The sequence below is a fragment of the Paenibacillus glycanilyticus NBRC 16618 genome, assembly GCF_004000805.1.
Lineage (GTDB): Bacteria > Bacillota > Bacilli > Paenibacillales > Paenibacillaceae > Pristimantibacillus > Pristimantibacillus glycanilyticus.
In genome coordinates, this window is the sequence record NZ_BILY01000002.1 from 214518 (window position 1) to 239007 (window position 24490).

Sequence of the window (24490 nt, forward strand, 5' to 3'; positions counted from 1 at the left end):
TTCGCTTGAGCTATGTCTAGGCGCCGGTTCTTGCGCTAGATTAGATATAGCCATGCTAGATGAAGTAACAGGAGGAATGGAAAATGGTTAACGCCAATGCGGCTTTGTACAAAAGGGCGGATGCTCCTATTGAGCAGCGCTTGGAGGATTTATTGGGGAGGATGACGTTGAAAGAGAAGGTCCGCCAGCTGGATCAATATTTTGGCGCTTCGTTTATGAGCGCTACTCATCCGCATATGATTACCGTTATGGCCGACGATGCGGTCGTGAACTGGGACAAAGTAAAAGAAGTGGTTGGCAAGGACGGCATTGGCTGTCTGCATGACTTATACGGCACAGCCGAGGCGAATAATCAGCTGCAGCGTTATGCGGTGGAAGAAACGCGGCTGGGCATTCCGATCCTGTTTAGCGAAGAGGCGCTTCACGGCCTGCTGCGGCCGGGCTTTACGGTATATCCGCACGCGATCACCATGGCTTCCACCTGGAACCCGGAGATTGTGAGAGAGATTGGCCGGCAGATCGCGGCCGAATCGCGCAGCGTCGGCATTCACGAGACGTTTGGACCGGTGCTGGATCTGGCCCGCGAGCCGCGCTGGGGACGCGTGGAAGAGACGTTTGGCGAGGATACGCATCTGGCGAGCCGCATGGCGGTGGCGATGATCAAAGGACTTCAAGGCGATGACCTGTCTGCGAATACCAGCATCATTGCGGAGCCCAAGCATTTTGCCGTACACGGTATTCCGGAATCCGGACTGAACCACTCTCCCGCCTCAATCGGCCTTAACGATATGCATGCCTACCACCTTCCGGTCTTTGAAGCGGCTTTCGTGGAGGCTGGCGCGGTTAATGCGATGTGCTCCTATAATTCGATCGACGGCGTTCCTTGCTCCGCGGACTACAGCCTGCTGACGGAAGTGCTTCGAGGACAGTGGAACATGCCTGGTTTTGTCCGTTCCGATCTCGGAGCTATCGCCCGCCTGCAGCATGCCCATTTTACGGCTGATTCGGAGAAGGAAGCGATCCGCCAGGCGCTTGTTGCCGGTACGGATATGCAATATTATGACTATCCGCATGAGCTTTACCAGCAGTCCATAATGGAAATGGTAGAGCGCGGAGAGCTGGATTCGGCGGTTGTGGATCAAGCCGTCTCCCGCGTGCTCAAGGTAAAGTTTATGCTAGGCCTGTTCGAGAACCCTTATGCCGATCCGGAGCTTTCCAAGCGGGTAATCCGCCGTTCCGAGCATGGACGGACGGCGCTTCAGACGGCGCGGGAAGGCATTGTTTTGCTGAAAAATGAGGCTGAAGCTCTTCCGCTCAGCAAAACTTTGAGCAGCATTGCGGTTATTGGACCTAGCGCAGCCGAAGCCCGGCTGGGCGACTACACCCCTTATATCGAGGGCTTTAAGCCGGTAACTCTGCTAGAGGGCATTCAACGAGCCGTGTCTTCCGGGACAAAAGTGCTGTATGCCAAGGGTACGGGCATTCTGGCCGATGAGCTGGAAGCCATTCCGGCGGACTGCCTCCATGACGGCAGCGGCAATCCGGGACTCGTTGGCGAATACTTCAACAATCCGGAGCTGGTAGGCGAGCCTGTGCTGAGCAAGCTGGATCGGAACATTAACTTCAACTGGGTAATTACGAAGCCGGATCAAAGCATTAACACGATGGGCTTCTCCGTCCGGTGGACAGGCAAGCTTGTTCCGAAGCATAGCTTCAGCGGTTATATCGGCACGATCAGTCAGGACAGCATGCGCTTCTGGCTGGACGGCGAGCTTGTCGTAGACGGCTGGGGCAAGGACAAGAGCGCCAAACGCAGCGTGGCGATCGCGCTGGAAGCCGGTCGCGAATACGATATCCGCGTAGAATATTGCAAGGATACCAACGGCGTCGAAATCGTGCTCGGGTGGAATCATAATACGATTGGGATTCAAGATGCGGTAGCTGTCGCGGCTCAAGCCGATGTTGCGGTTATCGCGCTTGGCGATTCCGAGCGCACCTGCGGGGAAGGCATTGACCGGAACAGCCTGGAGCTGCCGGGCGACCAGCTTAAGCTTTTGAAGGCCGTATATGAGACGGGCACTCCCGTTATTCTGGTTCTCCAGAATGGACGTCCACTGACATTGGAATGGGAATCGGAGCATATTCCGGCTATTATCGAAGCCTGGTATCCGGGCGAGCAAGGCGGCAACGCCATTGCTGAAGTGCTGTTTGGCGATTACAACCCGGCTGGCCGTCTGCCAATCTCCTTCCCGCGGACAATCGGCCAAATTCCGGTCTATTATAACCGGCGCCGCGGCGGGCAAAAGCATTATGTCGGCGGCAATAACGAGCCGCTTTATACTTTTGGCCACGGCCTGAGCTACACTACCTTCCGCTATGATAATCTCCGCTTGGAATCGGAGAAGATTGGTGTAGAGGATAGCATGGCCGTAACGTTCGACGTGACCAATACAGGAGACCGCGCCGGCGACGAGGTCGTTCAGCTCTATGTGAGCGACGTGTTCAGCTCCGTCGCGCGTCCGGAGAAAGAGCTGCGGCATTTCAAGCGGATCCGCCTGCAAGCGGGAGAAACCGCAGCCGTCACGTTCACGCTGACCCCGCGCGACCTCCGCGTCCTCGGCCGAGACCTGCAGTGGACCGTCGAGCCCGGCACCTTCCGCGCCTTAATCGGCCCAAGCTCCAGTAACATCGCCCTGGTGGGCGAGTTTGAGGTGAACTAAGCCGTTCGCGTGCTGTAAGCCTCTATTGCAGGTTACAGTAGACAGTTAGCTCAAGTGCACCGGTTGGCGGGCGTTGATAAAGGAGATTGGCAATCCTTTAAAACACAAAAACAAAAGGGTTGCCCCGGTGTAGGGGCAACCCTTTCTTGTTATCTCTTCAGCGGATCGTAACCCGCTGCCTGATAGATCATTTCGCTTAAGGATACGACCTTGAGGGCGAACTCGCCCGGAACAAGTACTTCGTGGCGGCCAAGGATGGCGTCGATGAAGCTTTTGTCCTGGTTCGTGGTTTGCTCCGGAAGCTCCGGTACGAATGGCTCCTCGTTCAAACGGCGAAGCGTAATTTTTCCGTTGTCGTAGTAGATGCCGCCGTTGTCCCCGCAGAACGCAAACGTCTCGTTCCAGCCTGGCGCATAACCGGCGAAGTTGAGGCCCGCAAGAGCCCCTTCCGCAAAGCGGATGGAAGTGAAGCTGTCGATCTCAACCGGCGCTCCATGGTTCTGAAGCTGGGATTTCACTTCAACCGGAGTCATTCCGGTCGTCCAGAGCAGCACGTCGATAATATGGCTGCCGGAATCCATCAGGAATCCGCCGCCGGAGAGCGAAGGAACCTGCCTCCACGTGCCTTCCGTAAGCTGATACCACTCTTGGCTAAGTGAAGCGGTTACAGAAGTCAACCTCCCGATCTCTCCGCTTGCAATGGCATCCCGAATGTACAGAAATTCCGGCTGAAAATGCCGTTGGTACGACACCTGCATCACTTTCCCCGACTCTTCCGCCTTCTGAATAAGCTGCTCCGCTTCCTTCGACGAGCAAGTCATCGGCTTCTCGATAAGCACATGCAGCCCTCTATCCAGCGCATCGTAAGCTTGTCTGAAATGAAGCGTATGCGGCGAGCAAATCACAACCGCATCCAGCTCCCCCTGCTCAAGCATATCCTCATAAGCGGAGAACTGCCGGGCATCCTGCAAACCAAATCTTTCAGCAAAAGCAATGCGATTGCCTTCGCTGGTATCCGATAGCGCGGTAATCTGAATCTCCGGGAGCTCCAGCAGCTGCTTGGCATGCCAGCCGGCAATACCTCCCGTTCCAATAAACCCGATCCGAATGTTGCTCATTCCATCTAGCCTCCCAACATGAATAGCCATTCCAGTATCTGCATTTCGATAAGGCATTACTTGTCTAGCTTATTGGTGCAAAGGCATGTTTAGTACGCTAATAATACGCCAAAAAGGAGCCGGATTCCTGCTCGGAATCCGGCTCCCCTCATCCTAAATTATTTATTGTAGATCCGGTAGAACAATACGGCTGCTTCCGCCCGCGTCAACCGGCCTTTTGGCTCCAGCAGTCCGTCATGACCCTGCAAGAGACCCGCCTTCACAAGCGCGCTTATGCTGCTCTTCGCGTAAGCCGAAATATCATCGGCATCCGCAAACCCCGCAAGCACATCCTCGGAGCCGGCTGGAAGACCGGCTTTCGCAACAGTAAGAGCACGCTCGATAAACGTTGCCGCTTCTTCTCTCGTAATCGGAGCTTCCGGATTAAACCGGTTGCCGCCGGCACCGTTCGTAATACCAAGAGCCTTGGCTGTGCCTACCGCATTGGCATAATAACGATTCGAGCTCACGTCAGCAAAGCTGCCCGGAGTGTCCGTTGAAAATCCAAACGTATCGACGAGAAGCTTCACGAAATCGGCCCGCTTAATCGATGCGCCAGGAGCGTAAGACGTATCGGATACGCCGTTAATGATTCCCTTCGCCGCAAGCACCTCGATTGCTTCTTTCGCCCATGCGTAGCCGTTCAGATCGCTGAACGATTTTTGCACGAAAGCAACCGCATACTGACTGAAGTGCTTTGTCGTAAATACGATGCTTCCGGCAGCTTCCTTATACTGTCCGCTAGGTACCGGGAACGGCTTGCCGCTTCCGTCGATGTACCAGACGGTCAACTTTTTGGCATCGGCTTTCTCGGCAGCCGAAGGGGTATACGGAAGGGATACCGTCACCGGCGACTGGCTGTTATGCCAGTCAATCGTTTGACCGGCAGACTGGATCGACAAATCCACAACCGGACGGTCGCCAAGCTTCTTCTTCAGCTCTTCGCTCCAACCGCTGGTATTCGCGCTGCCAATGCTGATGGTTACCGTCTGACCAAGCTTACCCGCATCCGGCTTCAGCATATCGCTCGAGAGCAGTATAGTCCCTGTCGGGGTTACCAGTTCGATTTGCTTATCCGGCGATTGCTGGTTCACGTAGCTTGAAGGAAGCTCCAAGGAGTAGCCATTAGCTCCAGCTACGCTAGGAAGCACCACGGTAACCTTCTTCTTGCCGTCCTGGCCAGCCGCTGCTTTCGAGAACGCTTGATCCAGCAACGCAGCGGTCAGCGAAAGTTTTGCATGTTTCGAACCGGCATCAAGCGTTCCCTTGCCTTCCACCTGAACCGCGCCATTCGCGCCAACCGTCACCTTCGGCTGATCCGTTTGCCCAGCACCGGATCCCGAGCCGGAACCCGGCCCGTTACCCGGATTGGTTGTTCCGCCAAGCGCCGACAATCTTGCCGACAGTCCGGATTTTACCGTTCCTTGCGGAAGCAGGCTGACAAAGTTGGTTGCCGCGTCAATGCTTGTTACATCCTTATGCTGCTCAGCCGCTGCTACCGCTGCTTCCGCCGATTGCTCGAGCAGACTTTCGTAATCCGAGCTGAGCAGGTACAAATCGCCAAATTGCGTAGCGTCCTTGCTTGTTCCAATCCCCTGGTTATATTCGATAAAGCCCGAACGGCCGGCGCCGTCATGTTCATTGAGCAAAATCGTCAGACCAAGCGGATCCTCCTGCGAGAACGTATAACCTGCGCCATGCAAGGCGGAGAGCGGAATGGTAATGTCATAGACCGTCTGATGAGTCGCCTCATCCCGCGTAATAACCGCATCCGCATCGTTAAATGCTCCGCCAGCTACACCTGCCGGCGCGCGCCATCTCCACTTGGAGACCGTGCCGCTGTTCGTAAGGGCAAAACCAAGCTCGTTTACGTTTTGGCTGGCGGAGCCGTCTTTTCTCGATAAATCAATGCCAAGCTGCAAGCTGTCGCCCTGCCAAATATCGCCGTTCGTCCAGGTCTGGTAATGCGTATTGTCCGTTGCGCGGACCGTCACATAGAGATTATCGTTATCCCAATGTACATTCGCCTGCGCGCTCAGGTCGTCCTTGCCGCCCCAAATGCCGCCTAGACTCGAGTAATTGGTGGAGCTTGAAATATCGATAGTAGGCTGAACCTGGCTGTTGTCGTCCTTGCGCGTCGCAAACGACTGAGCGGTCTTCACCTGCGTCACATAGGAATAGCCATTATCCAGCGTTACTTTGTACTTCAGAGTGTCCGCGGGCAAATAAGGAAGCTTAACGAGTACGCTCTCTCCAAGCGCGATACCGTTGAAACGAACAGGCACAAATTTGTCCTTGTAGCTATCCGGCGCAATAACTTCAATTTTGCCGGCAAGCGGATCGGATTCGGTCATATTGGTCAGCTTCAGGGCAAAATTCGCGTTAGCCGGGTTGCTCTCGTCGAACTCTCCCTTCACTAGATCAAGCGCAACCGGAACCAGGTTCGAGCCCGTCACCTTTGTTCCCGCTTCATTAATGAGCTGCAAACCGCCTTTAAACAGGTTGTTTGCGATAATCAGCTTTTCAATGTCAGGACCGGCATATACATGATTCGTGTTTGGCTGCTGGAAGTAGGAATCGTAAAGCGTAATGTCGCCGCCAAGTGCGTTAATGCCGCGCTGTCCAACTCTCGTAAAGTTGCTTTGCTGAATGCGGACATCTCCTCCGAAAATATCAAAGGAACGTGTCGTATCTCCCCACATCGAAGAGTTGAAGAATACGGCCTTGGAATCAAAATCCTCGCCAACAACCACGTATACTTTGTCCGAGGAGCTCATCGACACCAGCTCGGTATTAATCAGCTTCAGACCCGCTTCTCCCGCCGCATCAAGCACGGCGCCCTTCTTGCTGCCGTCCGTACCGTGGCCGATGACAACCGCTTCAGGTCCAACCCCGTTCTGCTCTTCAAAATGAATCCCGTATTTCGAACCGTATACGAACGTATTAAAGATCGTCTCGTTCTTCACGTCGCCAATCCGGAACGCATCCAGATTTTCCTTCTGGTAGCTCCATACCGCATCAAAGTCCTGATCCGTGGAAGGATGGTTAGGGAAATTGTTGCGCCCGTAATAATGCGGGTTGAACTGAACGTTGCGCATCAAACCGCCGTCAGCGCCGCCGCCGAGGAAAATGCCTTCCATCAGAGGAGAACCGGCAACGTAATCAATGTAATGACCGCTCGTATCGTAAGTGCCAAAATCAACTCCCTTGTAAGGGTTGATAAGAGTTGTATCAATCAGATAAACGCCGCTGCCTTTGCCTTGAACGGTCCAAGCGTAAGGCTTCACGTTCGTCCAACTCTGCTGGTCGTAATAAACGGATAAGCCTCGGAGGCCCGCATCCTGTTCAAGCGAGATAAACGCAGCGCCGTCAGCGTTGTTTTCCCCGTAATTGGTGAAAATCGCCGTACCGCCGCCAATCGTATGATGCGGAACATCCCATGAACCGCGCAGCTCTACGCCGCTAGGAACCGTAAGCGGATTATTGACGCGGTAAATACCCGCCGGCAAATAAACCGTACCGCCGCCTGCCGCATCGGCATCGTCAAGCGCCTGTTGAATTTTCGCGGATACATCCGTCTCGCCGGTGCTGTCCGCCTCGTAAGGGGCGGCCGTAATATCAAACAAGCTGTTGTTGGCCGGTTTCGGACGGTTCACCAGATCAAGCGCCGCAACGGTTGGCTGCTGCTCCAGCACGTATTTCGCATCCTGATGAACGTTAACCTCTGCCGCATCGCTGTTATCGGTTACCGCCAGACTGCCGTTATGTCCGGAGTTCACCGAGTTAACCGTCGCTACGCTGTCTTCCAAGAGCACATGCTTGGCAGTCTTGGAGAAAGCCGACTGACCTAGAATAAGCGAACCGCCCTTCGCGGCAATCGCGTAACCGCCGTTCTGATCATCCCAGTTCTCGAACGTGCTGTTCTCGAACGACAATACGCCGCTGCCTTCATTCACAACCGCATGATGAGGCGTACCGCCAAACGTCACTTGGTTGAATTGAACGATGGAGTGGAAGCCTTCGGTTGCATAGACCGCTTTCGGGTCAACGCCTGCGTTGGCTTTAAAGCTGCTGTCCGAGATTAAAAGTCCAAAATCGTTCACGCCTTCAACCTTCAGCGCCACGTTGCTGTCATGAACATTGATTTTGTAGAGCTGGGCGTTAGCCGTCTCCAGGCTGCCCGTTCTTGTCGTAATCCGCATGCCGTTCTTGAAATCGGCCAGATCAATATCGGACATATACTCCCAGTCCGAGCGGCCCATGACAATCCCTTCGGTGTTACCGGTCGTATAGGCTTTCAGCTCCGCCTGCTGCGGCGAGCCTGCCAAGCCGGAGCCCGCCCAATAGGAGGATGCCAGACGGATATGCTCCAGTCTTCCGATATCGGTCGTGAAGTCGAGGAAAATGCCTGTTTTCAGCACTGTACCGTACAGATTCCGTACGTAATGCAATTCGTTCCAGCTAGGACCAATCTTGATGCCGTTGTAAGAATTGACAAACGTCACATTCTTGACCGTCATGCTGTCGCCCGATAACTGCTCGAACGTCCAAGGATAAGCAACCGGGGCATTCAGCGACTGCTCCGGATACCAGACGGACAAGTTCGTCACGCCGCTCACCGGCGCCAGCTGCAGGAAGCTTGGACCGTTCTCGATGCCTTTATCGGCATAGACAGCCAGGATCGTTCCTTTTACTTCGCCGCCGGCTGAATCGGGACTAATCCAATCGCCTCGCAGCGTTACTCCTGTCGGAACGATCAGATGACTAGTCAGCTTATACGTGCCCGCCGGCGCAAAAACAACGCCGCCCCCGCGGTTGCCTGCTGCGGCAAGCGCGTCCTGGAACGCTTTGGTATCATCCTTCACGCCGTCGCCGGCCGCGCCGAAGTCCTTCACGCTCATATCGGCGATGACAACGTCATCCGTCGGATAAACCGTGTCGTACACCTTTGTCTCCGTCGAAACATTTTGCTGCGGCTGGGTTTTTACCGATACCGAAGCGATATAGAGATCCGGATTGGCGCCAATCGCCCCCGGCCCGGATACGTGAAGGCGGAAGTCGCCGCCGTTCGTGCCGTTTGCGAACTTGGCATCGCCAAGCTTAAACGTATGTTTTTTCCATGTATTCGTGTTCGTATAAGTAAATTCAGGAGCATCCTTAAAGGCTGCCGACTGCGCATCGTACTGCAGCTTCATGCTGCCGCTGCCGCTGTCGTAATACTCGACCGTTACGAAAACATCCTGGTCCTCGTTGTCGAACAAATAACTGTCCGAAACGTCAAAGTAGAAATAAAGAATATTGGCGCCATGGTCGGTTGGGCTGATCGTCTGGTTCGTTTTCCAGTACGTCTTGCCGCCGATCTCGCCAGTCAAAAGATTGTCCGCGGCGCCATCGCCAGGATGGGCTGTAATGCCATGCGATACCGGGTTTGCGCCAAGCGTAATGCTTGCTTCCGGAGTAGCCGTTTCCTTAAGAGTCTTTTTGACCGTTACGCTTGCTAGCTTCAGGTCCGGATTCTGTTCGCCGTTAATCCCGCCGCCTTCAATGGCGATTCGGAAGTCGGAGCCGTTCGTGCGGTTGGCGAATTTGGCATCGCTTAAATTAAAGGTGTAGTCCTTCCATGTCTTTGTGTCCGTGTACGTAAACTTCGCGCTGTCCTTGAACGCAGCCGACTGCGCATCGTATTGCAGCAGGAAGCTTCCGTTTCCTTCATCGAAGTAGCTGAGGGTTACGTCCACATCGTAATCCGCGCTGTCGAATAAATAATCGTCGCTTACGTTCATATACAGATAAGTGGTACCTTCTGCTTTATTCGTCTGCCAGTAGGGAGTACCTGCTTCCGTTCCCGTTAGAAGCCCGTCGCCGTTATCGCCGGCTCTGCCGGAGATCCCGCTTTCCACAGGGGTCTCACCTAGCGTAACCGACGCTGTATCGGAAGCATCGTCCGCGGCATAAGCACTCGGCAGTCCCATAAAACCAACGGAAGAAAAAATCATCAGCATGACAAGCATTTTCGCCATTCCGGCACGTGCTTTTGTCCAATTTCGGTTCGTAATCACAATCAAACCTCCAGTTTGCAGATGTATTTGCGAGTTGTATCCGCTTACAATCCCAAGAAAAAGAGAAGCCCCCCATAGGTGTCATCAGGCCGGCTTCTCTTGTTTGTCTGTGCGATATGTTAGTTGATTGCTGCTGGATTACTTCTTGTTGGCAAGAAATGCGTCGATCTGTTTTTGAGTCTCCGTGATGATGGTATCCAGACCGTTTTTCTTCTGAGCTTCGATGTAGTCGTTAACCGCTTTGTCAACATCCTTCACTACGCCGAATTCGATTGGCCGGCTCAACTCGTCGCTTGCCGCATCGCGTTTCGCCACTTCGTTCTTCATCGTGTCTTCCGCAAGGAACAGACCGTCGATTGGCGAGTTGACGTTGTTAGGCTCGCTTGCGAACTTCGCTTCGTTCTCCCAGAAGCCCGGTCCGTAAGTCATTGTTGGACGCATGAATTGCGGCTTCCAGAACGCCCATTGGCCGCCCCACTCCATGTAGTTGCTTGTTGTTGTATCCATGCCTTCCGGATATTCGGCCGTGTCGCCGTTCAGGACATAGGTTTTACCTTCGATACCGTATTGCACAAGGTCATACAAGGTTTTGTCCGTCTCGATCATGTCGAGGAAGCGGAGCACGCGGTCGGCGTTTTTGGAGTTGCGGTTAATTGCCACAACGTTAGCCAGCGCGGTACGGTTAATGAACTTTTTGTCCGGATAGAACTCGGAAGCCGTCAGCTTGTAGGACGGATCGGAGAAGCCAGGGTTCGCTTCCACCCATTCGTGGGAAGTTACGGTTACAAGCTTCTTGCCGTTTCTCCACTCGGCTGCTTCATCCGTTTTGTCGATCATCGCATCGCGGTTAATCAGGTTTTCGTCATACCATACTTTCGCCAGCTTGGATGCCTCCAGATAGAAAGGCTGCTGCTCGACCGGTTGGACTTTTACGGCCGGATCATTCAGATAGAAGCCAAGACCGTGGAAGTTCAGGTCAACCCACTCGTCGCGAATCATGTAGATGGACAGCGGAGTTGTGCGGTTGATTCTTTCGTTCGGGTAAGCTTCCTTCATCTGGCGGAGCAATTTGTCCATATCCTCGATGGTTTTGACGGAGCCTTCCGGAATATCCAGACCCGCTTTCTCCGTCAGGTCGGAGCGCCAAGCGACAAACTTGCGTTCATTCATCTTCATCGTCCATGGCAGGCCCACGATGTTGCCGTTAACGGTAGCCGCGCCAAGCGTACCTTGCTCCTGGTATTTCTTGTACAGGTTAGGCGCATATTCCGGCAGCAGATCGTTCAGCGTCATGTATGAGCCTTTTGCCGCCATTTGCTTGTAGGACAGCCAGTCGCCGTCAAAGTTCATATCCCATTTGTCGCCGGAAGCGGCCATAACGAGCATTTTATCCTTGAAGTCGCCAAACGGAATAAAGTTGATATCGAATTTAACGTTAAGTCCTTTTTCTTTCACGTACTCGCTGACTTTGGACCATACTTCGTCCGTAGCCGCTTTTTTATCGCCGCCGAAGTAGAACTTCAGCGTCACTTCTTTTTCCGGCTCCGTGCTTTCGGCTGCCGTGCTTTCTTTAGGAGTGTTCCCGCCGCTGCTGCTATTGCTTGGCGTGTTGCCGTTGCCGTTATTGGAGCTGCTGCATGCCGACAGCATTAAGCTGAGCGACATCGTAGTAGCGAGAGCTAACGACATAATGCGGACCTTCTTCTTCATCCTGACCTCTCCCTTATGCTTGTGATTTATATACTACACGGCGTTAGCCGATATAGTCATCCTTTTACTGCGCCTACCATAAGTCCCTTGACGAAATAACGCTGCAGGAACGGATACAGGAAAACGATTGGGCCGATCGTAACGACCGTAAGCGCCATCTTGATGGATTCCGACGGAATTTGCGCCGATATGCGCTGCATCGCCGAAGCGTTGCTCGAGCTCTTAAGAAACTCAACGTTGGATACCAATGTTCTTAGCAGCAGCTGCAGGGGCTGAAGCTCCTGCTTGTCGACGAACATGAGGCCGAGGAACCAGTCGTTCCAGTAGCTCAGGGCGACGAACAATCCAACGGTTGCCAGTACGGGCAGCGACAGCGGCATGATCAGGCGGTAGAAAATTTTGAATTCCCCCGCTCCGTCCATTTTCGCCGACTCGTTAATCTCCTCGGGAATCGAATTCATGAAGTTGCGGATCAGGAACATATTAAACGCGTTGGCGAGCATCGGTAGAATCAGTGCCCAGAGCGAGTCTTTCAGATTCAGATAATGAACGCAGATGATATACCAAGGTACCAGACCGCCGTTGAACAGCATCGTAATAATGACGTAGACGGATAAAATATTCCGGTACTTGAAGGAACGTCTTGCCATTACGTAAGCGCCCATGCTGGTAACGAATACGGACAGGATCGTTCCGGCTACCGTGACGAGAATACTGATGCCGTAAGCATCGATAATCCGGTTGGAGCCGAGGAGCAGGATCCGGTAGGAGTCAAACGTAACGTGCTTCGGCCATATCGTGTAGCCGTAATTGATAATGTCGTTCTCCGTGCTTAGCGAGCCGGATATAACCATGATGAACGGGAATAGGCAGGACAAGCTGAACAAAGAAATGACGAGAACGATGATGGACTGAGAGATTGAGAATCTTTTGGCTGGCATATCTTGTTTCCTCCGTTCTAGAAGATGGCCGAATCTTTATCGATTTTGCGTGCCGCGTAGTTGCTCGCGATAACCAGGACAAACGCGATCATGGACTGCAGGAAGCCTGCCGCGGATGCCATGCCGATGTCGCCGGATTTACGCAAGCTGCGGTACACGAACGTATCGATAACGTCTGTCGTCGGGAACAGCAGGGACGCGTCGCCAACCATCGCGTAAAACATGCCGAAGTCCGCATTCATAATTCTTCCCACGGCGAGCAGCGTTAGTATGATTATCGTTGGACGCAGCATGGGAAGACTGATGTAACGGATCTGCTGCCATCTTGTCGCTCCGTCGATGGAAGCCGCCTCATAATAAGAGTTATCCACGGAAGTCAGTGCGGCCAGGTAGATGATCGTACCGTAACCCGTTGCCTTCCACCTGATGGCGATGGTGAGAATGATCGGCCATAGTCCAGCCTCGCTGTAGAAGTCGATTGGCTTGAGGCCAATGGTTGTAAGGAAGTGATTTACCGCGCCGCTCTCGAAGTCGAGCAGGTTGTAGGCGAATACGCCAACGACGATCCAGGAGATAAAGAACGGCAGGAACGTCAGGGACTGCGATACCCGTTTGAAATATTTGTTCCTGACCTCGTTCAGCAGAAGCGCGAATCCGACTTCGAAAATGAGGCCAACGGTGATAAACAGCGCATTCAGCAGAATCGTGTTTCTCACGGCCCGGAACGCGGTGTCCGAGGAGAACAGGTAATCAAAGTTATCGAATAGCGGATCCATCCAGTCGCTGCCGAAGATGCCTTTGGTAAAGTCGAAATCTTTGAAGGCGATTACAAGTCCGGCCAGCGGCAGGTAGTTGAACAAAAATAGGAGTACCGCTACAGGGAGGAACATAAGCAGTAAGGTGCGATTTTTAAACAATTCCCGAATGACTCCATTTTTCATAGCGTTTTCCCTTCTCTCTTGTGATAGTTTTATTGTAGATTTGAGGGAAATCGAAAACCATGAGTGGATCTTATCCTTTCTAGTTTGGGATTAAACAGGATTAAACAAAGCTGACCTTAGGACGGTTTTTTCGCTGAAAGAGAGGGTAATAGCCAATCTAGGGGAGTAGGGTATGCCCCTTCGGCCGGCTGTTGTCTGCAGGAAATCTCGATTATACCGCTTATACAGCGGAAATTTCCCGCAGACAAAGGCGGACGCTTGCGCTCCTCAGGGGCATACCCTACCTCCTTATCTGGCCTATTACTTCCTTTCAAAAGCAAAAAGCCGTCCGAAAGGACGGCTTTGTTTGTTGGGGGTGGGGCCGAGGTGCTGCAACTAATTACATAGTTGCACACAAATAATTTTTCAAAAGTATGCCAAAAACAGCCGGTCGCAAATAACCGGCTGTTGGTTCATTTTCACATATGTCCCGCTGCGGATGTTACCGGTACTTTGCCTGTCGTTGCTTTCACTTGCGACCAGTTGATCGTCAAGTAGCGCCATCCGTTGGCAACCGCCGAAAGCACGATGAGCAGGCATAGCGCGGACCAAGCGCCGGTTTGCCCCCAATCTAGCACTCTGGTTAACAGAATCGTTAGCGGGATGAATAACAGCCAGTTCAAGATAAGTGCCGTCCGGGACAAAAACGTGGTGTCCCCTATGCCTCGAAGTCCGCCGCCGAAAATAATGTTTGCCCCTGTGAACAGTTGGACGCAAGCGGTTAGATGGATAAGCGAAATCGCCGTTTCGTACACTTCCCTCTCCGAGGTATACAGCTTGGCGATCGGCAAGGCGAACAGGAAGAAGACGACCGAGATCAACGCCATAAAGATAAGGCCTAGATAAACCGTCACAATCCCGAATCTTCGGGCAGTAGCGCCATTGCCCTTCCCCACTTCCTGGCCAATCCCGATCGTAGCCGCAGCGCCGAAGCCATTCGAAGGCATAAACCCGAAGGACAAGATGTTAAGCGCAATCTCATTGGCGGCAATAGCGGTTGTGCCAAGCCTTGTAATACATGCGGTAAACACAAGCATTCCAACGCTGTTGGACAGTTCCGTAATGCCTAGCTTAACGCTCTCGAACAACAATAGGCGCACCTGTTGAACCTCGATGCGTACCCAGCTTCGCGTTGCGTACATGCCGCTCATGAAACCGTAATAGACCAACAATCCAAGCAGGAAGGTCACCGCTTCGGCAGCCACCATGCTCCAAGCCGCTCCTTGAAGCCCAAGCTCCGGAAAACCGAACTTTCCATAGGCAAGGACATATGTTAAGGTGACGACTAATGCGCTATTAATGAGCGATAGGGTCATTGGCGTACGCGTATCCCCGACGGCCCGCATATAAGCAAAAAATACTGTATTAAACATCGTAAAGATCAGCGCAATCATTCTCACCAGCAAATAAGGAGAGCCTAGGGTAAGGATGGTCTCATTCGAGCCCATAAGATAGAGAATGCCGTAAGGAAGCAGGAAGCTGCCTATGAGCAGGGTCACTCCCTGTACGGCCGTAATTAAAAGTGCAATCTGCATCCGTTGGTTTCCCTGCCGGATATTGCCGGAGCCATAGTTCTGGGCAACAAGAAAGTTAATCGCTCCTTGCACGCCGGAGAATAAGGCCCATAGATTATAAATGATAATGTTCGTAATACCGACAACCGCAATGGATGCCGCTCCCAGATTTCCGACGATCATAAGCACCAGCAATCCGGTAAAGGTCATGGAGGAAAATGTGGCGATAGACGGAATCGCTAATGTTAGGATTCGTTTGACCAACTGCAAGACTGCACCTCTTCATATGGAATTCGATTCTGCCCGGTCTTTACTATAGGCAAAGCAAAACCTGTTTTCATTATAGGAGGGAGTCCCCCCGCTGAAAAGAAGTGATATGAAGATCAGTTACTATCCTTGGGTATAGTTGTGCGGAGAACAAACAAAAGCCATCCATTTAAAATGGATGGCTTCATTTCTTTATTTAGCCGTCTGCTGCTTCCACTGCTCGCGAAGCTGCAGCGTCTTCTTATTCCAGCTTGTCGTCTCCGGGATCAAATGCTCGATATCGTAACCGTTGAACACGATCTCGTTGATCATGTTGACCCAGTTGTATTCGGAGAAACCCGTGATCGTTGCTCCCGGAAGGACAAGGCCGTTGTCTTTGGTCATCTTGACCGCTTCGATATTGCGGCCCTGCCAGATCGGAGCTTCGTCGATATAATCGGTCAGCTCCGGATCTATAACGGATGCATTGGCGCCCTCGTCGATCTTCCACTTCTGCGCTTCCAGCTCGAACTGGAAGCTGATCCATTTGTAAGCTTCATCCTTATGCTCCGATCCGCTGAGCAGAGCAAGCGGTCCGTAAATGTGGAAAGAATATTGATTCAGCTTCCCGCGCGGAAACGGAAGGATATCCCAGTTAAACTTTGCATCCTTCTTCAATCGCGGCAAAAGCCAGTCGCCTCCGACTTCAAAGGCCGTCTTGCCATTCATGAAATTGCGCGCGACATCATGCTGCTCCTTGGCCTTGGACCACGAGAGCATGGAGCCGTCTTCCGTCACAAAGCCGCTCAGCCAGCGCACATCATCCAGGACGGCCGGCGTGTTAAGCAGGCTTTGGGTCATGCTCTCGTCCAAATAAGCCAGATTGGCCGCATGGCCGTCAGCCGCCGCCTTAAGCGGGAGCAGGCGCATGACGAATTCATTGCTTGTCGTAAGTCCGTATTCGCCCTGCGCGGGGTCGGTTACCTGCTTCGCAATGGATCGGAAGTCATCAAACGTCCAGCTGTTTGGCGGCATTTCCACCCCATGCTTGGCCAGTAAATCCTTGTTAACGACAATCCACATCGGCACATCCACGAACGGCACGGCTAGTCTGCGCCCGCGGAAATTCATCGTATCGAAGTAACCGTCCGGGAGCACTTTATCCTGGAAGGAGGAGTCCTTGTCCATATAAGGCTTCAAATTTTCCAACAGCCCTTTTTCCTCATAGGCGAGCAGATCTCCGTCAATCCAGGCCAGGTCGGCAGGTGTTCCGGCCTTCTGCAGCTCTTTGATTTTCGCCATAATGTCCTTCTCGTTCGCTTCCACCTTAACCGGCTCAATCGTAATCCAGGGATATTTCTTATGGAACATCTCGTACAGCTGCAGGTAACGGTCATCCGCCCAAGTGAGCAGCCTGAGCGTAACCGGCGCGGGCTCCGGAGACTTGGCGGGAGACTCTGCCGAATAGCCGGAGCATGCGGCAAGAACCAGTATAAGCGTCAGGAGTAAACTTCCAATAACGTAACGTCTGTTATTCAATTGATACTCCTCCTTTTATAGCAGCATGACATGGAACCGTGCTCCCCTTATTTCACTCAAAGGTCGAATCCAGCTCCTGGCCTTCCTTCAGCACCGGATGCCTTAACGTAATTTTGGTTCCGATCTCCGGTCCCGTTACAATCTTCAGCTTATACGCCTCGCCAAAATACAGCTGCAGCCGGTCATTCACGTTACGCAGTCCCACGCCTCTGCGCGATGGCGAGAACTTGCCGCCTGACGGTTCCTCCGCCTGCTCAAGCTGGTCGAGCACATGCTGCGGTATGCCTTTCCCATTATCGGCGATATCAATCACAATATCATCCTCTTCTTGCCTTGCGGCAATCATGATTTTCCCTTTGTCGAAGTTATCCCTCACGCTATGCTGGATCGCATTCTCCACAAGGGGCTGCAAGAGCAGCCGGAGGAACGGCAGCTCCAGCGTTTCCTCATCGCAAGCGTACAGGATCCGGACGGTCTTGCCCATCCGTGCCTGCTCAATCGCCACATAAGCTTTCACCTGATCGAATTCCCGCTTCAGCGTCGTGATTTCTTTCCCTTGGTTGAGGCTCAAGCGAAGCAAATTGCCAAGCGCCGATACCATCTCGCTAATATCGCTCCGGCCGTGGTTTTCGGCCTTCCACCGGATCGACTCCAGCGTGTTGTACAGGAAATGCGGATTAATCTGATGGCTGAGCACCTGGAATTCCAGCGCCTTCTTGTTGCGCTCCGAGCGCGCAGCATCCTTCACAAGCCCGTCTATCCGGTGCACCATGCTGCCAACGCTCCGGTACAGCCAGCCTACTTCATCCTTGCGGGAGGACCATGGCGATAAAAAATGGAGATTATCCGATTCCAGCTTGCGCATCAGGCGGACAAGATGGGCGATCGGCTGCGTATACGTTACGGTCAGATAGATTACGACACTGAAGCAGCACACCAAGTACACGATCAGAAAAATAATAAGGACACGGTTAATCTCGTCCATGGCACCGGTCAGCTCTTTGAGCGGCGTTAAACTGACAATCGTCCAAGGATGATTGGCCATCGTCACGTAGGTCGCCAGGTAGGTTTGTCCGCCGATAGCGATGGACTGCGAACCGGCGTCGCTTTTTTTCATATAGCCCACGAAAGACTCCGAAGGGAACGGCTGACCGGTCCATTCATTGACGGCCGAATCGTAATGCACAATGCCTTTATCGTTTACGAGCAGCAGCTTTTGATCCTTGAGCTGATCCGACGGGGAGAAATACCGCTCCAGGAAATCGTCCGACAGATCCGTCGCAATAAGCCCCCGCAGCTTGGAATCATACAATCCGGTAAACCGTTTCACGTAAGTGAGCAGCGGCTTTGCGTATTTCCCCTGCTTTGGCATGGTCAGGTACCAGGTCGGCTCTACCGTTGCTTTCGAACGCTGGAACCAGTACTGGTCGCCAATCCTCACGGACTCATCGATAGATCGCATATAGGAAGGGTACTTGGTTGGATTAATCGGATACACCTTCACCCGGAAAGCATCGATAACCGGCGTGGCATGATAGAGAGCCGTCAACATATTTACCGCAAACGATTCCTCGTCCTGTTCGTCAACGGGCTCCTTGTATAGTAAATCCTGAATGCTTTTATTACCGATAACCTCGTTAACCTGTTCATTCAAATTATTTAAATAGATTTCGAAGTTCTTCTTCGCCTGAAGAAGATAGCTCATCGTCATCTTTGTATTCGTCTCGGATATCCCCTCAATCGATTTGATGTGGGAATAGTAGGCGAAGAGCAGGAACGGGACAATGATAATAAGCAAAAAGATAAAAATCATACGGTTGCGGAAGGACGATGCCAGCCGAAACGAAACTTTTCTCATAACGATAACATTCCCCCTTAAAGTTTGCGTTTCCCTCATTGTGACGGCATACCCGATTCTTTACACTAGTTGCGTAATGACTAACCTTCTACGAAAAAGAGAAAAGAGGAACCATCATGCCGTCTTCCAAACGCGTTGTTCATGTCATCTCTCATACCCACTGGGACCGGGAATGGTATATGCCGTACGAAGCCCATCACGTCAAGCTGATCGAGACGATGGATACGCTGCTCCGGACCTTCGAATCCGATCCGGAATTCCGAAGCTTCTATCTCGACGGGCAGACGATTGTTCTCGACGATTATTTGCAGGTGTACCCGGAGAAACGGGAGCAGATCCAGAAGCTATGCGATGAGGGCAAGCTCTCTCTTGGCCCTTGGTATGTTCTGCAGGACGAATTTCTGACGAGCAGCGAAGCGAATGTGCGCAACCTTCAGATCGGTCACCGTGACGCGGCAGCATTCGGGCCGATCTCGAAGCTTGGCTATTTCCCCGATTCCTTCGGCAATATGGGACAGGCCGCGCAGCTTCTGAAGCAAGCCGGCATTGATACGGCGGTTTTTGGCCGTGGCGTCAAAGCGACAGGCTTCAATAACCGGGTGGACGACTCGGGACTGGAATCGCCGTTCTCCGAGCTGGTCTGGCAGTCGCCCGACGGCTCCAGCGTACTGGGGATCCTGTTTGCCAACTGGTATAACAACGGCATGGAAATTCCGGTTGAACCGGATCAGGCCAAGCCTTATTGGGAGCACCGCCTGGCTCGCGCCGAGTTGTTCGCGTCCACCCGGCATTTGCTATTGATGAACGGCTGCGACCATCAGCCGGTACAGACCAATCTGTCCGAGGCTCTGCGCGTGGCAAGGGAGCTATACCCGGATTATGAATTTGTTCATTCCAACTTCGACGATTACGTGCGGGCGGTTGAGACCGAACGGCCTGATACGCTTAGCGTCACGCGCGGCGAGCTTCGCGGCCAGCAGACCGACGGCTGGTATTCTCTCGTAAATACCGCTTCCGCCCGCGTCTATATTAAACAGTTGAATCAGCAAAATCAGACGCTTCTCGAAAAAGTAGCCGAACCGCTTGCCGCAGCCGCGCATCAGCTTGGCAAGCCTTACCCGCATGGCCTGATGCAGTATGCTTGGAAAACCTTGATGCAGAACCATCCGCATGACAGCATTTGCGGCTGCAGCGTCGATGAGGTCTACGACGAGATGAAGACGCGCTTCGCCAAAAGCATGGAGGTTGGCAAGCGGCTGACGGAAGAAAGCGTCAGGTTCATCGGCTCCAGGATCGATACCTCCTCCTTTGCAGCGTACAGCGAGGAAGCCGTGCCTTTTGCCGTCTTTAACACAAGCGGCTACGAAGGCTCATCCGTTGTCACGCTGGAGCTGGAATTCTCCTACCGGTTCTTCGACCAAAGCGAGGATCCGGTAGCGATTGCCGCCGAGGTAAAAGCGCGTACGCATGGCGAAGGTTATCTAGTCAACGCAAAAGGCCAAGCGATTTCGCATTCCGCGGAAGATCTGGGCGTACGCTTCGGCTACGAGCTGCCAAGCGATAAATTCCGCCAGCCCTATATGGCTCGCGCCGTTCGTTTAACCTTTGAAGCGGAGAATCTCCCTCAGCTCGGGTATCAGACGTTCGCCTGGATTCCAAGCCAAGGCAACGCCGTTGCCGGCAAAGCGGGTACGGCTGGAGAGAAGACTCTCCTTAGCGGCAGCCGCGTTATCGAGAACCGCCACCTGAAGCTGACCGTAGAAGATGACGGAAGCTATGCCGTCTATCACAAAACCAGCGGCCAGACCTTCAGCGGACTGGGCGTTTACGAGAATGTTGGCGATATCGGCAACGAATATATTTTCAAACAGCCTGCTCTCGACAAAGCTATTACAACCAAAGGGCTTAAAGCCGCTATTCGCGTCGTGGAGGACACTCCGTACCGGGCGTCAATCGAAATCATCCATTCGCTCGCCATCCCGGCAAGCGCTGACGAACGGTTAGCCCAAGAGATCGGCACGATGGTTGAATTCCGCAACCGGAAAGCCGGACGCTCCGCCGAGCTGGCCCCGCTCGTTATCGTCACCAAGCTTAGTCTGGACCGCAACGGCAAGGGCGTACGCGTCCAGGCAACAATCAACAACGAATCCAAGGATCACCGGCTGCGGGTACTTTTGCCTTCCGATGCCGAAGGCTCTACTCATTTTGCCGATTCGATCTTCGAAGTTGCCGAGCGCCAGACAGTGCCGTCCGCGGTATGGGAGAACCCGAGCAACTGCCAGCATTTGCAGACGTTCATCGACGTTCACGATAAAGAGAGAGGGTTGGCCGCTGCCGGCAAAGGCTTGAACGAATACGAAATCCTGCAGGATGGCCGGAATACGATTGCGCTGACGCTGCTCCGCTGCGTCGGCGAACTAGGCGACTGGGGCGTGTTCCATACGCCGGATGCGCAATGTCTTGGCGCCAATGTCGCCGAATGGATGATCATCCCTTACGGCGGCGTGAACGAGCGTTTTGACGCCTACCGCGAAGCTTACCGGTTCCCGGTACCGCTAACGACGGTTGGCGCACGCTTGCAGGAAGGAGAGCTTCCTCTCTCGGATCAATTCCTCGCTTGGAACGGGGACGGCCTTGCTTTCTCCAGTCTGAAGATCAACGAAGAGCGCGGCGACCTGATGGCCCGCTGGTACAATCTGTCGGGTGAACCAACGGCGCTTGCCGTCCTGCCGAACTCGTCAACGGAAACTTACTTAAGCAACATTATGGAAGATGCCGCGAGCAAGACGGAGGGCGGCAGCATTCCGGTGGAAGGCTATAAAATCGTAACGGTTGGCATCAAGTCTTAAAATCATTCGGATACAGCAAAAGGCAGTTCCAAAGGGAAAGCGTTATTCACCTTGGATACTGCCTTTATGCGTTACTCGTCAATAATGCCGCGCTGCCTGCGGTATTCTTTGGGCGTGCAGCCAACCTGCTTTTTGAACAGCTTCGAGAAATGAACAGGGTCTTTATAACCGACCTGGTAAGAGATTTGGTACACCTTGTACTGGATGTCGCCAAGCATCTCCTTCGCCTTCTCGATCCGGATATCGGTCAAATATTCAAGGAACGTCTGCCGCTTCTCTTTCTTGAACAGCTTGCTGAGCCATACGGGAGTAACGTGTACGGCGCTTGCCACGCTTTGAAGCGTTAAGCTTTCCGCGTAATCCCGCTGCAATATTTTTTCCGCTTCGCATATAATCTGGCTTGGCGTAGCGGAGAGACTCCGGAAATCGGCCGCGATTTCCTTCAGGCATCGTTCGGCCTGCTCCTTGAGCGACTGCAGCGTATCGTATTGCTCCAGCTGCTCCCAAAGCGCAATGGGATTGCTGCCCCATTTTTTATTCGGAATTCCGGCAGCGGCCGCTTTCCTGAAAATCTCGAACAGCCATTCGAAAATGCTCTGCTGAATATCCCGCAGCTGTGTTAGCTGCCACGCCTGTACCATTAATTCGAACCGTTCCATTGCTGCCGTTATATCCTCATCCGATCCGAACTTGACCAGATCCAGTACTTCTTCCGGCTCTGCCAGCTTGAGATCGGCTTGCTCGCTTTCTTCAAAACCGCCTTGCAGCGTAAATACGCGGTTGCCGCCGTAGACGGCCTTCTGCTCGAGGACGCTAAGCGCTTCCGTATACATCTCGTGCAGATGCTCGAAGGTGCAAGGGTTCGTCCGGAGTCCAACGCTTGCCTTCACCTTCACGAAATCATTGATTCGCTTAATGCATAGATGCGCGATTCCGCTAGTCAGCTCGGCCTGTTCCGAACGCAGGCAGCTTAACAGAACAAGCCATCTATTAGAGCTGTCCATGCAGATCGCGTACGGATAAGGATAATCCTCCTCCAGCGTCTGATTCACGACATTGCCGATCCCGAACAGGATCAGGTCCTTCTCCTGCCCGCGCCGGTTCTCAATGGCTTTCAGATCATCGGCGACAATGACCATGACCGTCATATGCTCCACTGTAATCCATTCCATGTTTAACGTCGTGAGCCGATGGCGCCGTCTTGTTTCCTTATACGGGTCATGCTCCTGCTCCACCATCTCCCGAAGCAGCTCTTCGCGCATTTTCGGAATCGCGAACTTTACCTGGTTGATCAGCTGCTGCTCATTATGCTGCTCGAGCCGCTTCCGCTGAATATTTTCGACCGCTTTGCGGACAATCTGCTCCAGCTCGCTTATATTGATTGGTTTAAGAACATAATCGATCGCTCCGGTCTTCATCGCCTGCTTCACCAGATCAAAATCGTCATAACCGCTCACCACAATGGCTTCCGGATCATAATCCTTCATCGGCTGCAAGGCGTTCAGAAATTCCAGCCCGGACATGCGGTTCATTTTTATATCCGTTACGATGAGGTCCGGACGTGCATCCTTCGCCAGCATTAGAGCCGTGTCGCCGTCATCGGCAACCAGCACTTCTTCGATACCAAACGTACTCCACGGAAAGCGGTTACGTAAACCTTCGCGAATCTCGAACTCGTCATCTACGATTAACACACGCAGCATCCGCTCACCCTTCCCCATGATCTATGATCTATGTTGCAATGCGACCATTATATCCTGTCCGCCTGTATAAGCCTACCTCCATACTAAACGACCCGATTTTGGATTGCACGGGGGTAAAAGCAAACTTTATGGGGATGTATTAAATTGTTGAGGAATGCTGCTGCGCTTACCGTTCTTTCTAACCAATGACGAGAAACGGCTCCAGCTCTTTGAAAAGCTTCTTGTAGTTCACGTCATCCGGGATGACAAGCGTTAACGGCTCGTTAAGCTTTAGTACAAACAGGCCAAGAATCGACTTGGCGTCGGCCATTCCGCTTTTGCCGTGAATCCAGATATCGAAGTCGTAACGCGACACGATATGGTTGATTTGTTCAATGTCTTTCACGTCTCTTACTTTAATGGGAGTAATCATCGGGAAATCCCCTTTCGCCATCCAATTTTTTCTTATTAGTTGTTTGCCGGCAGACATTGCTTTATGCGTACAGGCATAACATGTATTGGACAGGTAAGTTTGAAGGGAGGGGGCTGGCTGGCATGGCTTGGCGTGAACTCGTACCAAACGATGCAAGGAAAACTTTCGAGACACTCATCGACCGTAAGAGAAAGTGGGAAAATTGCAAGTCAAGAGCTGTTTTTTGTGCACTGCTATGCTTGTTTTGTTTTTTGATGTTTGGCATTGTCTACTTCCGCAATATCGGCACCATTCACGGCAGCTTTGCGAGATTGTATGAGAGCATTATGAGCAGTTCCTTCCTCATCTTCCTGCTCGCGGTCTTTATCGTCAGCTTTGTTTACCTGTACTGGCTGGCCAAGGAAATCGATAAAGCGAAGAAAAAGTATGAGACTCTTCGGATCGAGACCGTTGATAAATTCGACACAACCTGGCTAAAGAGCATCAACTTCGAGACAAGAAGCGAAATCTCCATTGAGATGAACAGCTACGATATTAATATCGATTATAAAGGTTAAATAAAAGGGGCTGTCTCGATGAGAAAGCCCCTTGCCGTGTATTTAAGCTTAACCTGTTATGGTAGCAACGCTTCTACGTTGGATTTCGTACAGCGTAACGGGCCTGTTTTGACTACTGAATCGAGCTACGTTGGATCGCCTCCATTATATTAGTTCATTTTGGACGGTAGTGGTTCATTCTGGGCCTTTATGCTGGAGTGAATCCAACATAGCGAAAAATGTTTGCCTTTAAGTCTGATTTGACT

The 24490-nt window shown here is 52.6% G+C and carries 13 protein-coding genes; 3 read left to right on the forward strand and 10 right to left on the reverse strand.

Features of this window, described 5'->3' with window-relative positions:
• The first annotated feature begins 83 nt into the window (after positions 1-83).
• The gene (locus PGL01S_RS02275) at positions 84-2720 is read left to right on the forward strand and encodes a glycoside hydrolase family 3 protein (protein WP_127490950.1); all 2637 of its coding nucleotides are present in this window, start codon (positions 84-86) and stop codon (positions 2718-2720) included.
• 149 nt (positions 2721-2869) lie between these two features.
• On the opposite strand, the gene PGL01S_RS02280 is transcribed toward PGL01S_RS02275, so the two are convergent.
• The 8 genes from PGL01S_RS02280 to PGL01S_RS02315 form a co-directional block, all read right to left on the reverse strand.
• The gene (locus PGL01S_RS02280) at positions 2870-3838 is read right to left on the reverse strand and encodes a Gfo/Idh/MocA family protein (RefSeq protein WP_127490952.1); all 969 of its coding nucleotides are present in this window, start codon (positions 3836-3838) and stop codon (positions 2870-2872) included.
• Between the two features lie 158 nt (positions 3839-3996).
• Positions 3997-9936 (reverse strand): S-layer homology domain-containing protein, encoded by a 5940-nt coding sequence (locus PGL01S_RS02285; protein ID WP_127490954.1) that lies wholly within the window; start codon positions 9934-9936, stop codon positions 3997-3999.
• A gap of 138 nt (positions 9937-10074) precedes the next feature.
• Complete coding sequence (locus PGL01S_RS02290) at positions 10075-11646, reverse strand: extracellular solute-binding protein (RefSeq protein ID WP_127490956.1); 1572 nt, start codon at positions 11644-11646, stop codon at positions 10075-10077.
• Between the two features lie 56 nt (positions 11647-11702).
• Positions 11703-12587, reverse strand: a complete 885-nt coding sequence (locus PGL01S_RS02295; RefSeq protein ID WP_127490958.1) for a carbohydrate ABC transporter permease — start codon at positions 12585-12587, stop codon at positions 11703-11705.
• A 17-nt stretch (positions 12588-12604) separates the two neighbouring features.
• Positions 12605-13528: an ABC transporter permease gene (locus PGL01S_RS02300; protein ID WP_127490960.1), complete on the reverse strand. Its 924-nt coding sequence runs from the start codon at positions 13526-13528 to the stop codon at positions 12605-12607.
• 458 nt (positions 13529-13986) lie between these two features.
• On the reverse strand, positions 13987-15351 hold the full coding sequence (locus PGL01S_RS02305; RefSeq protein WP_127490962.1) for an MATE family efflux transporter: 1365 nt from the start codon (positions 15349-15351) through the stop codon (positions 13987-13989).
• A 189-nt stretch (positions 15352-15540) separates the two neighbouring features.
• The gene (locus PGL01S_RS02310; RefSeq protein ID WP_127490964.1) at positions 15541-16866 is read right to left on the reverse strand and encodes an ABC transporter substrate-binding protein; all 1326 of its coding nucleotides are present in this window, start codon (positions 16864-16866) and stop codon (positions 15541-15543) included.
• A gap of 52 nt (positions 16867-16918) precedes the next feature.
• On the reverse strand, positions 16919-18724 hold the full coding sequence (locus PGL01S_RS02315; RefSeq protein WP_127490966.1) for a cache domain-containing sensor histidine kinase: 1806 nt from the start codon (positions 18722-18724) through the stop codon (positions 16919-16921).
• A gap of 116 nt (positions 18725-18840) precedes the next feature.
• Here PGL01S_RS02315 and PGL01S_RS02320 point away from each other — a divergent pair, with 116 nt between their 5' ends.
• Entirely contained in the window at positions 18841-21573 is a 2733-nt protein-coding gene (locus PGL01S_RS02320; RefSeq protein ID WP_127490968.1) for an alpha-mannosidase, read from the forward strand.
• A gap of 71 nt (positions 21574-21644) precedes the next feature.
• Here the strand turns inward: PGL01S_RS02320 and PGL01S_RS02325 are convergent, their stop codons facing one another.
• Together PGL01S_RS02325 and PGL01S_RS02330 are read right to left on the reverse strand one after the other, a co-directional pair.
• A complete protein-coding gene (locus tag PGL01S_RS02325; protein ID WP_127490970.1) occupies positions 21645-23276 on the reverse strand; it encodes a response regulator transcription factor in 1632 nt (543 codons plus the stop codon).
• Between the two features lie 178 nt (positions 23277-23454).
• A complete protein-coding gene (locus PGL01S_RS02330; RefSeq protein WP_015842777.1) occupies positions 23455-23688 on the reverse strand; it encodes an HPr family phosphocarrier protein in 234 nt (77 codons plus the stop codon).
• 122 nt (positions 23689-23810) lie between these two features.
• Here PGL01S_RS02330 and PGL01S_RS02335 point away from each other — a divergent pair, with 122 nt between their 5' ends.
• Complete coding sequence (locus PGL01S_RS02335) at positions 23811-24245, forward strand: DUF2663 family protein (RefSeq protein ID WP_164775348.1); 435 nt, start codon at positions 23811-23813, stop codon at positions 24243-24245.
• Positions 24246-24490: the final 245 nt, after the last annotated feature.